This window comes from Georgenia wutianyii (assembly GCF_006349365.1).
GTDB classification, from domain to species: domain Bacteria; phylum Actinomycetota; class Actinomycetes; order Actinomycetales; family Actinomycetaceae; genus Oceanitalea; species Oceanitalea wutianyii.
The window spans coordinates 2776645-2789480 of record NZ_CP040899.1 but is presented as its reverse complement, the minus strand read 5'-3'; the positions used below and the strand labels follow the sequence as shown (position 1 = coordinate 2789480).

The window sequence follows — 12836 nt, the reverse complement described above, 5'->3', positions numbered from 1 at the left end:
AGGTGATCGCCCCGTCGCGGGCGGAGTCGGGGGGCCGATTCGGCGTCGATCCGGCGCATGATCGACACTCCTGGGACCTCAGTCCCAACCGGCGGTCAAGGCTCTGTCAGGCGGGACCCTGTGAAGCCCCCGCGGAACGTGGTACACGCGGTCCCCGGGCGGGCAGCCGCATCCGGATCGTCGTCCCCTCCCCGGCGTGGGAGTCGACGACGTTGATGGTGCCGCCGTGGATGGCCACCGCCCAGCGGGAGATCGCCAGCCCGAGACCGGTGCCGCCCGTGCTCTCGCGCCCGGTCACCGACGGGCTGTTGCCGCGCTGGAAGCGCTCGAAGACGCGCTCGCGGTCGGTCACGGGGATGCCGGGCCCGGAGTCGACGACGTCGATGACGACGTCCCCGCGCAGCGTCGAGCCCGAGGCGCGCACCGAGACGAGCGTGCCGGGCGGGGTGTGCCGCACGGCGTTGTCGAGGAGGTTGGCCAGCACCTGGGAGATGCGGACCGGGTCGACCCGCAGCCGCAGCTCGGGCGGGTCGACGCGCACCTCCCACCGCACGTCGCGGCCGGCCACGCGGGCGGCCGCCGCGGCCTCGGCGACGGCGTCGTCGAGGAGTTCGCGGACCTTGACGTCCTCGAGCTCGAGCCCGACGACGCCCGCCTCCACCCGCGACATGTCGAGCAGGTAGCCCACGAGCCGGCCCAGGCGCTCGGTCTGGCGCAGCGCCCCCTCGAGCGCCTCCGGCGTCGCGGGGACGACGCCGTCGGCGAGGTTCTCCAGCTGCGCCTGGAGCGCCGCGACCGGCGTGCGCAGCTCGTGGGACACGTTCGCGACGATCTCGCGGTGGGCGACGTCGACGGAGGCGAGGTCGTCGGCCATCTGGTTGAACGCGCGGGCGAGGTCACCGACCTCGTCGTTGCTCGTCGCCGTGACGCGGCGGGAGTAGTCGCCGCGCGCCATCGCGCGGGCGGCGGCCGTCATCTCGCGCAGCGGGGAGGTCATGCCGTGGGCGAGGACCTGGGTGACGACGAGCGCGGAGACGATCGCCAGCGGGAAGGTGCGGGTGGGGCCGAGCTCGTAGCGCAGCCCGACCCACGTGATGAACGCCGCGGCGGTCACCGTGACGGCGACGAGGACGCCGAGCTTGGTCTTGAGCGAGCCGAAGCGGTCGAGCGGGCGGGTGAGGTGCAGGTTGCGGGCGTGACGGGCGGACCCGCCCGGCCCGCTCACCGTGCCTCCGCCTCCGCGGTCGGCTCGAGCGCGTAGCCCACGCCGTGCACGGTGCGCACGAGGTCGGCGCCGAGCTTGCGGCGCAGCGCCTTGACGTGGGAGTCGACCGTCCGGGTGCCGGAGGCGTCGGCCCAGTCCCACACCTCGGCGAGGAGCTTCTCCCGGGAGAACACGGTGCGCGGGCTGGAGGCGAGGCACACGAGGAGGTCGAACTCGGTGGGCGTGAGGTGGGCCTCGGTGCCGGCGCGCCGCACGCGCCGCTGCGCCCGGTCGATCTCGAGGTCGCCCAGGACGAGCGGGGGCTCGTCCACGGCCTCGACGGCGGTGCGGCGGGCGCGGTCCGCGCGGCGCAGCAGGGCCTTGAGCCGGGCGAGCAGCTCGCGCATGGAGAACGGCTTGGTCATGTAGTCGTCGGCGCCCACGCCCAGGCCCACGAGGATGTCGGTCTCGTCGTCGCGGGCGGTGAGCATGAGGACGGGGACCTCGCGCTCGGCCTGGATGCGCCGGCACACCTCGAGCCCGTCGATCCCCGGCAGCATGACGTCGAGGACGACGACGTCGGGCTGGAAGGTCCGGGCGGCGGCGACACCTCCCGGCCCGTCCCCGGCGATCTCCACGCTCCAGCCCTCCGCCGTGAGGCGGTGGGCGATCTGGGCGGCGATCTCCGGTTCGTCCTCGACGACGAGGACCCGGGTGACGTCCGCCGGACCTGTGGCTCCCATGAGTGCACTCTGGCACACTCGCGCCCGCGGGCACCCGCGCTGGGCGGGGGGTGCCGTTATCGTGAGGCCACTATGTCCGAGGGACAGACCATTCGACTCCAGCTCGTCGCGGGCAGCGCCGGGCCGCAGCCGGACACCGACGAACAGCAGGGCGAGGCCCCGCACGAGGATGCCGACGCCGAGGGCCGAAGTCCCGGCGGGCCGGGAGCACGCCCGTGCTGACCGAGTGGCTGCTCGTGCTGCTCGGCGTCGTCCTCACGGCGGGCACGGCCGTCTTCGTCGCCGCCGAGTTCTCCCTCGTGGCGATGGACCCGGGGACGGTTGACCGCCGCGTCGCCGCCGGTGACCGTCGCGCCGTCGGTGTCCAGCGCGCGCTGCAGCACCTGTCGACCGAGCTGTCCGGCGCCCAGGTCGGCATCACCCTCACCACCGTGCTCCTCGGGTACACGACGCAGTCGGCGCTCGCCGGCCTGCTCACCGGGCCGCTCGGCTCGGTGGGCCTGGCGACGGCTGCCGCCGGCGCGGCCGCGGTGGCGCTGTCCCTCGTCCTCGTCAACGGGTTCTCCATGGTGTTCGGCGAGCTCGTGCCCAAGAACCTCGCGCTCGCGGACCCGTTCGCCACGGCCGGCGTCGTCGCGCCCCTCCAGCGCGCCTTCACCCGACTGCTGCGCCCCGTCGTCGCGCTGCTCAACGGCAACGCCAACGCGATCCTGCGGCGCTTCGGGGTCGAGCCGGTGGAGGAGCTCGCCGGGGGCCGCTCGGCCACCGAGCTCGCCTCGCTCGTGCGCCGCTCGGCCGAGCAGGGCACCCTCGCCCTCGGGACGGCCGACCTCCTCACCCGGTCCATCGGCATCGGGGCGCTCACCGCCGTGGACGTCATGACCGACCGGGTGCGGATGTGCACCCTGCCCCGGACGGCGAGTGCGGCCGACGTCGTGGCCGCCGCCCGCACCACGGGCCACTCCCGCTTCCCCGTCGTCGGGGAGGACGACGACGATGTCGTCGGCCTGGTCAACCTGCGCCGCGCGATCGCCGTCCCGCACGAGCGGCGCGCGGAGGTGCCGGTGACGTCGGGGAGCCTCATGGAGCCCGCGCCCCGGGTCCCCGAGACGCTCGGCCTCGGCGCGCTGCTCGTCTCCCTGCGGGACGGCGGCATGCAGATGGCCGTCGTCGTCGACGAGTACGGGGGCACCTCCGGCATCGTCACCCTCGAGGACGCCGTGGAGGAGATCGTCGGGGAGGTGTCCGACGAGCACGACCGGCGCCGCGCGGGCGCCCACCGCACCTCCGACGGCAGCTGGATCGTGCCCGGCGTCCTGCGTCCGGACGAGCTCGCCCACACCGCCCACCTCGTCGTGCCCGACGACGGCCCCTACGAGACGCTCGGCGGTCTGGTGATGACCCGGCTCGGGCGCATCCCCGAGGTCGGGGACGAGGTCGTGCTGCCCGGCGTCGTCCTGCGCGTGGAGCAGATGGACGGACGCCGCATCGAGCGGCTGCGGGCCCGGGAGGTGGACGCGTGAGCTCGGCGACCGCGCTGCTCGTCGGCCTGCTCCTGCTCGCCGCCAACGCCTTCTTCGTCGGCGCCGAGTTCGCGGTCATGTCCGCGCGCCGCAGCCGTGTCGAGCCGCTGGCCGCCACGTCCCGGCGGGCCCGGACGACGCTCTGGGCGATGGAGCACGCGACGCTCATGATGGCGTGCGCGCAGCTCGGCATCACCGTCTGCTCGACCGGCATCGGCGCGGTCGCCGAGCCGGCGATCGCCCGCCTCGTCGAGGGACCGCTCGTCGGTCTCGGGCTGCCGGCGGCCTCCGCGCACGTCGTCGGCGTGGGCCTGGCGCTCGCCGTCGTCGTCTACCTCCACGTCGTCGTGGGGGAGATGGTGCCCAAGAACCTCGCGGTGACGAGCCCCGAGCGGGCGGCGCTGTGGTTCGCCCCGCCGCTCGTCCTCCTCGCCCGCGTGCTCTCCCCGCTCGTCCGCGCGCTCAACGGGTTCGCCAACCTCGTCGTGCGGGTGCTCGGGGTGGAGCCGCGCGACGAGGTCGTCTCGGCGTTCACCGCGGAGGAGGTCGCCGCGATCATCGAGCGCTCCCAGCGCGAGGGCGTCCTGGACGACGAGCTCGGGCTGCTGTCCGGGGCGCTGGAGTTCTCCGCCAAGGACGCGGCGGCCGTCATGGTGCCCGATGAGAGTCTCGTCACCCTGGACCCCCGCGCGACGCCCGCGGACCTCGAGTCGGTGGTCGCGCGGACGGGCTTCTCGCGCTTCGCGGTGCGCAACCCCGACGGCGGGCTGGACGGCTACCTCCACGTCAAGGACGTGCTCGAGGCCGACGGGCCGGCGCGGGAGCAGCCGATGCCGCGGTGGCGGCTGCGGGCGCTGCCGTCAGTCGCGCCAGGAGACGAGATCGAGGAGGTCCTGGCCGTCATGCAGCACACCGGGACGCACCTCGCGCGGGTGCTCGGCGAGGGCGGTGAGGTGCTCGGCGTCGTCTTCCTCGAGGACATCCTCGAGGAGCTCGTCGGCGAGGTCTCTGACTCGATGCAGCGGCACAGTGCACGCTCCTGAACCACGTCTGCACAGGGTCTGACGCGATCCTCGACGCCGCAGGTCGCTGTCGTTACTGTTTCGTAACACGCGCCGGTCCGCCGGACGTCACCCTCCGCATCCTGTGAAAGGTCCTCCATGCCCTTGCGCGCCGCGACGCCGCCCTCCACGGCACCGCTGACGCGACGGCAGATCCGCGAGGCCGAGCGCCGCGCCGAGCAGGCCTCGGTCCGGGAAGCCGCAGCTCGCCTCGCTGCCACCTTGTCGGGCACCCACCTCGCGACCGTGCCGCTGCCGGACGCCGGTGCCGAGACCGTCTCCCAGGAGACCGAGCCGGCCGCCGCGGCCGCCCACCGCAGCCGCGCCGAGCGCCGCACCGCCGAGCGCGCCGCCGCCCGCCGCCCGTCCCGCCTCCACGCCCCGCGCTGGATGCCCCGCGCCGCCGTCCTCGGTGCCCTCGGTGCCGCGACCATCGTCGCGCCGCTCGCCGGGTTCGTCGGGGTGGGCGAGGCGCCTGCGCAGGAGCAGCCCGTCGTCGCCACCGTGCCCTTCGGGCAGACCGTCCTCGACTCCATCGAGGCCGCCGCAGGCACCCACGACGAGAAGACCGCCGGGAGCGCCGCGGCACTCCTCGCCGACTCCAGCGCGACGGCCCGCGCGCTCGTCCAGAGCTCGCGCAGCGTCGAGCGCGACGCCCCGATGTGCGTCTCCGCCGCGGGCAGCGGCGCGAACGGCGCCGGCGCCGCCCTGGGCGGGGAGCGGGTCGTCATGCCGCTCGTCGCGGGCACGTACACGCAGAGCTCGCTGTACGGCAACCGGGTCCACCCGATCACCGGCGGCTGGTCCAAGCACGAGGGCCTCGACTTCGCGGCCCCGCTCGGGACCGACATCCACGCCGTCGCCGACGGCACCGTCGTCCACGCGGGCGAGGGCCTCGACGGCCGCTCGAGCATGCTCGTCATCATCGAGCACGAGGTCGGCGGCGAGCACTTCTACAGCTGGTACGTCCACATGTACCCGCAGGGCGTCTTCGTCGAGGCGGGCCAGCAGGTCCGCGCCGGCGAGGTCATCGGCGAGGTCGGGAACAACGGCAACTCCACCGGGCCGCACCTCCACCTCGAGATCCACCTCGACGAGAACGGCACGACGACCGACCCCGGTGCCTTCCTGGCCGACCGTGAGGCGGTCATGCTCTCGGCCGACTGCTGAGAGCGGATGGACCACTCCCTGTGACCTCCGTTACGCTGTGCCGATTGCCGGCCGGTGTGCGAGGAAGCCAGAGGGAGTGCGATGTCAGACGCTGCGACGGAGCCCACGGCTCTGCACGCCCCGTCCGTCGTCGTCCCCCCACGCTCCGCCGCCCTGCGGCGGGCGGGTGCGGTCGGCTGCGCGGCCCTGCTGCTCGGGGTGAGTGCGCTGGCCAGCGTCGGCACGGCCGTGCCCAACCCGGCCAAGCCGACCGCCGGCGGGTACGTCGAGGCCGCCCTCTCGCTCGAGGCTGACCTGTCGGCCGAGGAGCTCGACTTCGGTCTCGGTAGCGGCGTCGTCCTCGTCAACGACCCGGTCGCCACGGTGAAGACGCCCCCGGCCGACCTCCTCACCGGCACCCCGGTCTGCGCGAGCTACCCGGTGGCGCCGGGCAGCTTCCGTCTCACGTCGCCCTACGGGTTCCGGGTGCACCCGATCTTCGGGACCTACAGCATGCACATGGGCAACGACTACGCCGCCCCGCTCGGCACCCCGATCCATGCCGTCACCGACGGGACCGTCGTCTACACCGGCGCCGGGCGACTCGGCCGCTCGAGCGAGCTCGTCATCATCGAGCACGTCGTCGGGGGCACGACCTTCTACAGCTGGTACGTCCACATGTACCCCGAGGGCATCTTCGTCGAGGTGGGCCAGCAGGTCCGCGCGGGCGAGGTCATCGCCGAGGTGGGGAGCAACGGCAACTCCACCGGGCCGCACCTCCACTTCGAGATCCACACCACCGACGCCGGCCTCGGCCTGCAGAAGAACCCGGTCGGGCGCTCGACGACGTCGCTCCTCCTGCCCGCCCCGTCGCCCACCGACGACGAGACTCCGGCCGAGGAGCCCACCGACGACGAGACGCCGACCGAGGACCCCAGCGAGGAGCCCACGGACGGCGAGACGCCGACCGAGGACCCGAGCGAGGAGCCCACGGACGGCGAGACGCCCACCGAGGACCCGAGCGAGGAGCCCACGGACGGCGAGACGCCCACCGAGGAGCCCACCGACGGCGAGACGCCGACCGAGGAGCCCACCCCGGAGCCCACCGCGCCGGTCGAGAAGCCGAGCCCGACGCCCATGCCTGACCCGAGCCCCGCGCCCGCGCCGAGCGCCGAGCCCGGCCCCACGGACGAGCCCTCCGCCGAGCCGACCGACGAGGACGGTGAGGAGGACGGGGAGCGCACCCGCAACCCGTTCCCGGTGCGCGCCTACGGCACGACGGTCGACCCGGTCGCCTTCCTCGCCTCGCTCGGCCTCACCATGGTCACGCCCACGCAGTGCACGGTCCGCTGACCGGCGTGGTCGCTCCCTACCTGCGCTGGCCGGGCCCGCTCGCCCTCGCCCACCGTGGTGGCGGCGGCGAGGTGCCCGAGAACTCCCGCGCCGCCCTCGAGCACACCGTCGCGCTCGGGCTGCGCTACCTCGAGACGGACGTCCACCGGACGGCGGACGGCGTCGTCGTCCTCCTCCACGACCCCACCCTCGACCGCACGACCGACGGCCACGGCCACCTCTCGGACCTCACCTGGGAGCAGGCCGCCCGCCTGCGCGACAGGTCGGGGGAGCGGCTGGTCCGCCTGGACGAGGCCCTCGCCGACTACCCGACGCTGCGGCTGAACATCGACCTCAAGGAGGACGGCGTCGTCGGGCCCGCGCTGCGCGTCCTCGCGGACGCGGGCGCCGCGGACCGGGTCTGCCTCGCGTCGTTCTCCGACCGCCGGCTGCGCGTGGCCCGCCGCCTCACCGGGGGGCGGGTCGCGACCAGCCTCGGCCGCGTGGAGACCGCCCGCCTCGTCGCCGCCGCCACCCTCTCCGCGCCCGCCCTCGGCGTGCCGACCCCCGACGGTGTGCCGGCCTCGCGGGCCGTCGCCGTCCAGGTGCCGCCCAGCCACCGCGGCGTCCCGGTCGTCACGCCCGCGTTCGTGCACCGCGCCCACGGCCTGGGCCTGGCCGTCCACGTGTGGACGATCGACGACGCCCCGACGATGCACCGGCTGCTGGACCTCGGCGTCGACGGCATCGTCACCGACCGACCGACCGTCCTGCGCCAGGTCCTGCGTGACCGGGGCGAGTGGGTGGAACCGGCGCAGGCCTGAGGCAACCTTCCGGAAAAGTCCGGAAGGTCTTCACCCGTCCCGATCGCGTCCTGTGGTGCACAATCGGGCTATGACCGTCCACGAGACGCCGACGGACCCGCGCACCAGGCGCACCTTGGCGCTCCTGGAGCGCGCCATGGCCTCACTGCTCGAGACGCAGTCGATCAGCGCGATCAACGTCTCCGAGCTCTGTCGTGTGGCAGGCATCCACCGCACGACCTTCTACAAGCACTTCTCCTCGGTCGCCGACTTCGCGACCTACATGTTCGCCCGGCTGATCGACGACCTCGCCGAGGTGACCGAGTCGGACCTGCCGGCCGCGCTCGACGACGTCCCGGAGTACCACCGCCAGGTGCTCGTCCAGATGCTCGACCACGTCGCCGCCAGCCGCCCGGTCTACGGGCGGCTCTTCGCTGCCGACGGCGACCACCACTTCCAGCGGATCATCGCCGACGTCCTGGGGGACCGGGCCCGCGAGGCGCACCGCCAGATGGCCGAGCTCGGGTGGCGATCGCCCACGGACGAGGCGACGGCGGCCCTCATGGTCGGCGCCGCGTGCGCCGCGGCGCTCGGCGTGTGGGCCGTGCAGGTCGGCGGGGACTCCGCCGAACGGTCCCGCGAGATCATGGCCGCACTGCCGCCGTGGTGGCAGACGGCCTGAGGCCCGTCGGCCTGAGGCCCCATCGGCACGTCCCGAAGGACGGGAAGTGCCCCCGACTGGATTCGAACCAGCGACCTTCTGCTCCGGAGGCAGACGCTCTATCCACTGAGCTACAGGGGCTTGGTGACGCCCGGCGATGCTATCAGCCCCACGGCCCGATCCTCACATCCGCCCGACGTGGCCCACGCCACGTCCGGCGTCCGTGGAGCGACACCGCGCGAACCACGTCCTAGGGTGGACGCCGCACGAGCGGGCGCACTGTTGCCCGACACCGCGAAGGAGACGAGATGAGTCAGCAGCCGCCTGGGCCCTCCGGCGAGTCCGACGACGACCGGACGCCGCACGACGGGGAGCCGGACCACGGCGCTCCCGAGGAGCAGCCCACCGAGAGCCTCGACCGCTCGCCCTACGACGTCCCGGAGGGGGACACCCCGCCGCAGGAGGAGACCGCCGCCTACCCCGCCGCCTCCTACGGCCAGGCGCCCGACCCCACCAGCACCATCTACTCCGGGACCACCGACACCGAGCCCGAGCCCGAGCCGGGCGACGAGGACGGGGACGGGCGCCGTCGCTGGGTGCTGCCCGTCGTCATCGCCGCCATCGTGCTCCTCGTCGCCGGCGGGATCGCCGCGGCGCTCCTGCTCGGCGGGGACGACGACGAGCCCGCGCCCGCCGCGAGCACCACCGCGGCCGTCGCGGCGACGACCCCGGCGGGGGACGAGACGACCGCCCCCACCGAGGAGCCCACCGACGCGGCGACGACCCCCGCGCCCACCGAGGAGCCGACCGGGCCCGACGAGTCGCTCATCGAGGACCTCGACACGAGCGTGACGGTCGGCGACGTCACCTTCGAGCTCACCGGCGAGGGCTTCACCCCCGACGTCGGCATCCAGGGCGCCACCGAGGCCGTGCGCGGCGTCTACGCCGCGGGTGACGAGCGCATCGAGATGCTCGCGACGACGTGGCCCGACAACGCGGCCGCCGACGCCTTCGCGGCGCGGCTCGTCGAGGGCGTCGACGGTGAGCAGGTGGAGACCGGGAGCACCTACACCAACGACACGGGCACCTTCTGGGCGTTCGTCCTGTCCGACGGGCGCGGCCGCTACATCTGGACCACCGACCGCGGGCACGTCCTCGAGGTCACCGGCAGCCCGGAGTACGTCGGCGGGTTCTACTCCGCCTTCCCGCTCTGACCCCTCGCGACCCCCGGGCCGCCGCAGCGACCCCGCACCGCCCCGGCCACTGGCCGGGGCGGTGTGCTGTCGGCGACAGGACACGGCGCCGGGGAGGGCCCGGCCCACGGGTACGCTGGCCAGCGTGACTCCGACCGAACTCGCCGCGCTCATCCGCTCCTTCCTGCTCGACGCCGTCGCGGACGGCACCCTCGCCCTGTCCCCCGAGGACGTCGGTGAGGTCAAGGTCGAGCGGCCGCGCCAGCGCGAGCACGGCGACTGGGCCACGAACGTCGCGATGCAGCTGGCGAAGAAGGCCGGGACCAACCCGCGCGCGCTCGCCGAGCAGCTCGCCGCCCGCCTCGCCGGCTCGCCCGGCATCGCCGCGGCCGAGGTCGCCGGGCCCGGGTTCCTCAACATCCGCCTCGAGGCCGGCGCCGCGGGCGAGCTCGCCCGCAGCATCGTCGAGGCGGGGGAGTCCTACGGCCGCGGGGACGCCCTCGACGGGCACGTCGTCAACCTCGAGTTCGTCTCGGCCAACCCCACCGGCCCGCTCCACATCGGCCACACCCGCTGGGCGGCGCTCGGCGACTCCCTCGTCCGCCTGCTGCGCGCCGCCGGCGCCGAGGTCACGCCGGAGTACTACATCAACGACGCCGGCGCCCAGATGGACAAGTTCGGCGCCTCCGTCCTCGCCCGCGCCGCCGGCGAGGACGTCCCCGAGGGCGGCTACCCGGGGGAGTACGTCACCGCCCTCGCCCAGCGCGTCCTCGCCGAGCACCCCGACCTCCTCGAGCTCGCGCCCGAGGAGGCGCTGGCGACCGCCCGGGAGTCGGCCTACCAGCTCCAGCTCGCCGAGATCCAGCGCGTCCTGGCGGACTTCGAGGTCCACTTCGACGTCTACTTCTCCGAGCGCGAGCTCCACGCCAGCGGCGCCGTCGAGACCGCCGTCGCCCGCCTGCGCGAGCAGGGCCACGTCTACGACGCCGACGGTGCCGTGTGGCTGCGCACGACCGACTTCGGCGACGACAAGGACCGCGTCCTCATCCGCGCGGACGGCACCCCGACGTACTTCGCGGCCGACGCCGCCTACTACCTGTCGAAGAAGGACCGCGGCTTCCCGGAGAAGATCTACCTCCTCGGCGCCGACCACCACGGGTACGTCGGGCGCCTCAAGGCGATCGCCGCCTGCGCCGGCGACGACCCCGAGGTCAACATCGAGGTGCTCATCGGCCAGCTCGTGTCCGTCGCCGGGGCGCGGCTGAGCAAGCGCGCGGGCAACATCATCGAGCTCGCCGACCTCATCGAGTGGATCGGCAGCGACGCGGTGCGCTACACCCTGGCCCGCTTCCCCGCGGACTCCCCGCTCAGCCTCGACGGGGAGAAGCTGCGCGAGAAGAACATGGACAACCCGGTGTACTACGTCCAGTACGCCCACGCCCGCATCCGCAACGTCAGCCGCAACGCCGCCCAGCACGGCGTTCGCCGCGAGGACGCCTTCGACCCCACGCTCATCGGCTCCGAGGCCGACAGCGTGCTCCTGGGCCACCTCGCCGGCTTCCCCGAGGTCGTCGCGCGCGCCGCGCGGCTGCGTGAGCCGCACCGCGTCGCCCGCTACCTCGAGGACCTCGCCTCGGCCTACCACAAGTGGTACGACCAGAGCCGGGTGTCCCCGCGCGGGGAGGACCCGGTCGAGGACGTCCACCGCGCCCGGCTGTGGCTCAACGACGCCACCGGGCAGGTCATCGCCAACGGGCTGGCACTCCTCGGCGTCAGCGCCCCGGAGCGCATGTGACGGGGCCGACGGCGGCCCCCGAGCCCGCCGCCGGCGACCCCCGCACCCCGTGGTCGGGCACCGTGCGCCGCACCGCGGACGGCAGCCTCGAGGTCGGGGGCCTGGACGCCCGCGCGCTCGCCTCCGCCTACGGCACCCCGGTCTACGTCCTGGACGAGGCCGACGTGCGCGCCCGGGCCCGGGCCTTCGTCACCGCGTTCACCGGCGCGTTCGCCGACCTCGCGGGCGCCGACGTCTACTACGCGAGCAAGGCCCTCGCCTCGGTCGCGGTCGACCGCTGGGTCCACGAGGAGGGCATGAGCGTCGACGTGTCGACCGGCGGTGAGCTCGCCGTCGCGCTGCGCGCCGGCGTCCCCGGCGGCGCGATCGCCCTCCACGGGAACAACAAGTCCGACGGTGAGCTCGAGCGCGCGCTGCGCGCCGGGGTGGGGCGCATCGTCGTCGACTCCCTCGAGGAGGTCGACCGGCTCGCCGACCTCGCCGGCGAGCTCGGCATGGGCGCGCCCGTCATGGTCAGGGTGACGACCGGCGTCCACGCCGGCGGCCACGACTTCATCGCCACCGCACACGAGGACCAGAAGTTCGGGCTGTCCCTCGCCAGCGGGGCCGCCCGCCGGGCCGTGGACGCTGTCCTCGCCCGCCCCGAGCTCACCCTCCTCGGCCTGCACTCCCACATCGGGTCCCAGATCCTCGACCTGTCGGGCTTCGAGGTCGCGGCCGGGGCGCTGCTGCGGCTGCGCGCCGAGGTCGCCGGGGACAGCGGCACCCTCATGCCCGAGCTCGACCTCGGCGGCGGGTACGGCATCTCCTACACCGGCACCGACGCACCCCCGCCGCCCGAGCAGGTCGCGACCGCGCTCGCCGACGTCGTGCGCCGCGCGTGCGAGGAGCTCGGCACCCCGCCGCCGCGCGTCTCGGTCGAGCCGGGCCGCGCCGTCGTCGGCCCCGCCGGGCTCACGCTCTACCGGGTCGGCACCGTCAAGCCCGTCGTCCTCGACGACGGCGGGGAGCGTCGCTACGTCTCGGTCGACGGCGGCATGAGCGACAACATCCGCACCGCCCTCTACGACGCCGACTACACCGCCACCCTCGCCGGACGCCGCAGCGAGGCACCCGCCGTCGCCTCCCGGGTCGTGGGCAAGCACTGCGAGAGCGGCGACGTCGTCGTGCGCGACGTCCTGCTCCCGGGCGACGTCTCGCGCGGTGACCTGCTCGCGGTGCCCGCGACGGGCGCCTACGGTCGCTCGATGGCCTCCAACTACAACCTCGTCCCGCGGCCGGGGGTGCTCGCCGTGCGCGACGGGCAGGCGCGGTTCGTCGTCCGTCCCGAGACCGAGGACGACCTCCTCGCCCTCGACGTCGGGTGAGCCGG

11 protein-coding genes and 1 tRNA gene are annotated in these 12836 nt (G+C 74.5%); 9 read left to right on the top strand and 3 right to left on the bottom strand.

The annotated features are described in order from the left end of the window. Positions 1 to 106 precede the first annotated feature (106 nt). Together FE251_RS12325 and FE251_RS12320 are read right to left on the bottom strand one after the other, a co-directional pair. Positions 107 to 1225 carry a HAMP domain-containing sensor histidine kinase gene (locus FE251_RS12325; protein ID WP_139072951.1) on the bottom strand — a complete coding sequence of 373 codons (1119 nt, stop codon included), beginning with the start codon at positions 1223 to 1225 and terminating at the stop codon, positions 107 to 109. After that, entirely contained in the window at positions 1222 to 1947 is a 726-nt protein-coding gene (locus FE251_RS12320) for a response regulator transcription factor (protein WP_176554742.1), read from the bottom strand. Before FE251_RS12320 ends, FE251_RS12325 begins: the two co-directional genes overlap by 4 nt. Before the next feature lie 218 nt (positions 1948 to 2165). On the opposite strand from FE251_RS12320, the gene FE251_RS12315 reads away from it, so the two are divergent. From FE251_RS12315 to FE251_RS12290, 6 genes are all read left to right on the top strand, one after another. Next, positions 2166 to 3470 (top strand): hemolysin family protein, encoded by a 1305-nt coding sequence (locus FE251_RS12315; RefSeq protein WP_139949339.1) that lies wholly within the window; start codon positions 2166 to 2168, stop codon positions 3468 to 3470. Then, complete coding sequence (locus FE251_RS12310; protein WP_139948941.1) at positions 3467 to 4513, top strand: hemolysin family protein; 1047 nt, start codon at positions 3467 to 3469, stop codon at positions 4511 to 4513. The genes FE251_RS12315 and FE251_RS12310 overlap by 4 nt, the downstream gene beginning before the upstream one ends. Positions 4514 to 4630: 117 nt before the next feature. Continuing rightward, positions 4631 to 5701, top strand: coding sequence for a M23 family metallopeptidase (locus FE251_RS12305; protein WP_139072953.1), 1071 nt, complete (start codon positions 4631 to 4633; stop codon positions 5699 to 5701). An 81-nt stretch (positions 5702 to 5782) separates the two neighbouring features. Further along, positions 5783 to 7033, top strand: coding sequence for a peptidoglycan DD-metalloendopeptidase family protein (locus tag FE251_RS12300; protein ID WP_139948940.1), 1251 nt, complete (start codon positions 5783 to 5785; stop codon positions 7031 to 7033). A 5-nt stretch (positions 7034 to 7038) separates the two neighbouring features. Continuing rightward, positions 7039 to 7836, top strand: a complete 798-nt coding sequence (locus FE251_RS12295; protein WP_230976423.1) for a glycerophosphodiester phosphodiesterase — start codon at positions 7039 to 7041, stop codon at positions 7834 to 7836. 70 nt (positions 7837 to 7906) lie between these two features. Next, complete coding sequence (locus FE251_RS12290) at positions 7907 to 8497, top strand: TetR/AcrR family transcriptional regulator (RefSeq protein WP_139072955.1); 591 nt, start codon at positions 7907 to 7909, stop codon at positions 8495 to 8497. A 47-nt stretch (positions 8498 to 8544) separates the two neighbouring features. Here FE251_RS12290 and FE251_RS12285 read toward each other — a convergent pair. Next, a tRNA-Arg gene (locus FE251_RS12285) sits at positions 8545 to 8617 on the bottom strand. A 167-nt stretch (positions 8618 to 8784) separates the two neighbouring features. Between FE251_RS12285 and FE251_RS12280 the strand changes: the two genes are divergently transcribed. The 3 genes from FE251_RS12280 (at position 8785) to lysA (ending at position 12831) form a co-directional block, all read left to right on the top strand. After that, the gene (locus FE251_RS12280; protein WP_139948939.1) at positions 8785 to 9690 is read left to right on the top strand and encodes a hypothetical protein; all 906 of its coding nucleotides are present in this window, start codon (positions 8785 to 8787) and stop codon (positions 9688 to 9690) included. Positions 9691 to 9814: 124 nt separating this feature from the next. After that, positions 9815 to 11464, top strand: coding sequence for an arginine--tRNA ligase (gene argS, locus FE251_RS12275; RefSeq protein WP_139072957.1), 1650 nt, complete (start codon positions 9815 to 9817; stop codon positions 11462 to 11464). Beyond that, positions 11461 to 12831 carry a diaminopimelate decarboxylase gene (gene lysA, locus FE251_RS12270; protein ID WP_139072958.1) on the top strand — a complete coding sequence of 457 codons (1371 nt, stop codon included), beginning with the start codon at positions 11461 to 11463 and terminating at the stop codon, positions 12829 to 12831. Before argS ends, lysA begins: the two co-directional genes overlap by 4 nt. The last annotated feature ends 5 nt before the right edge of the window (positions 12832 to 12836 follow it).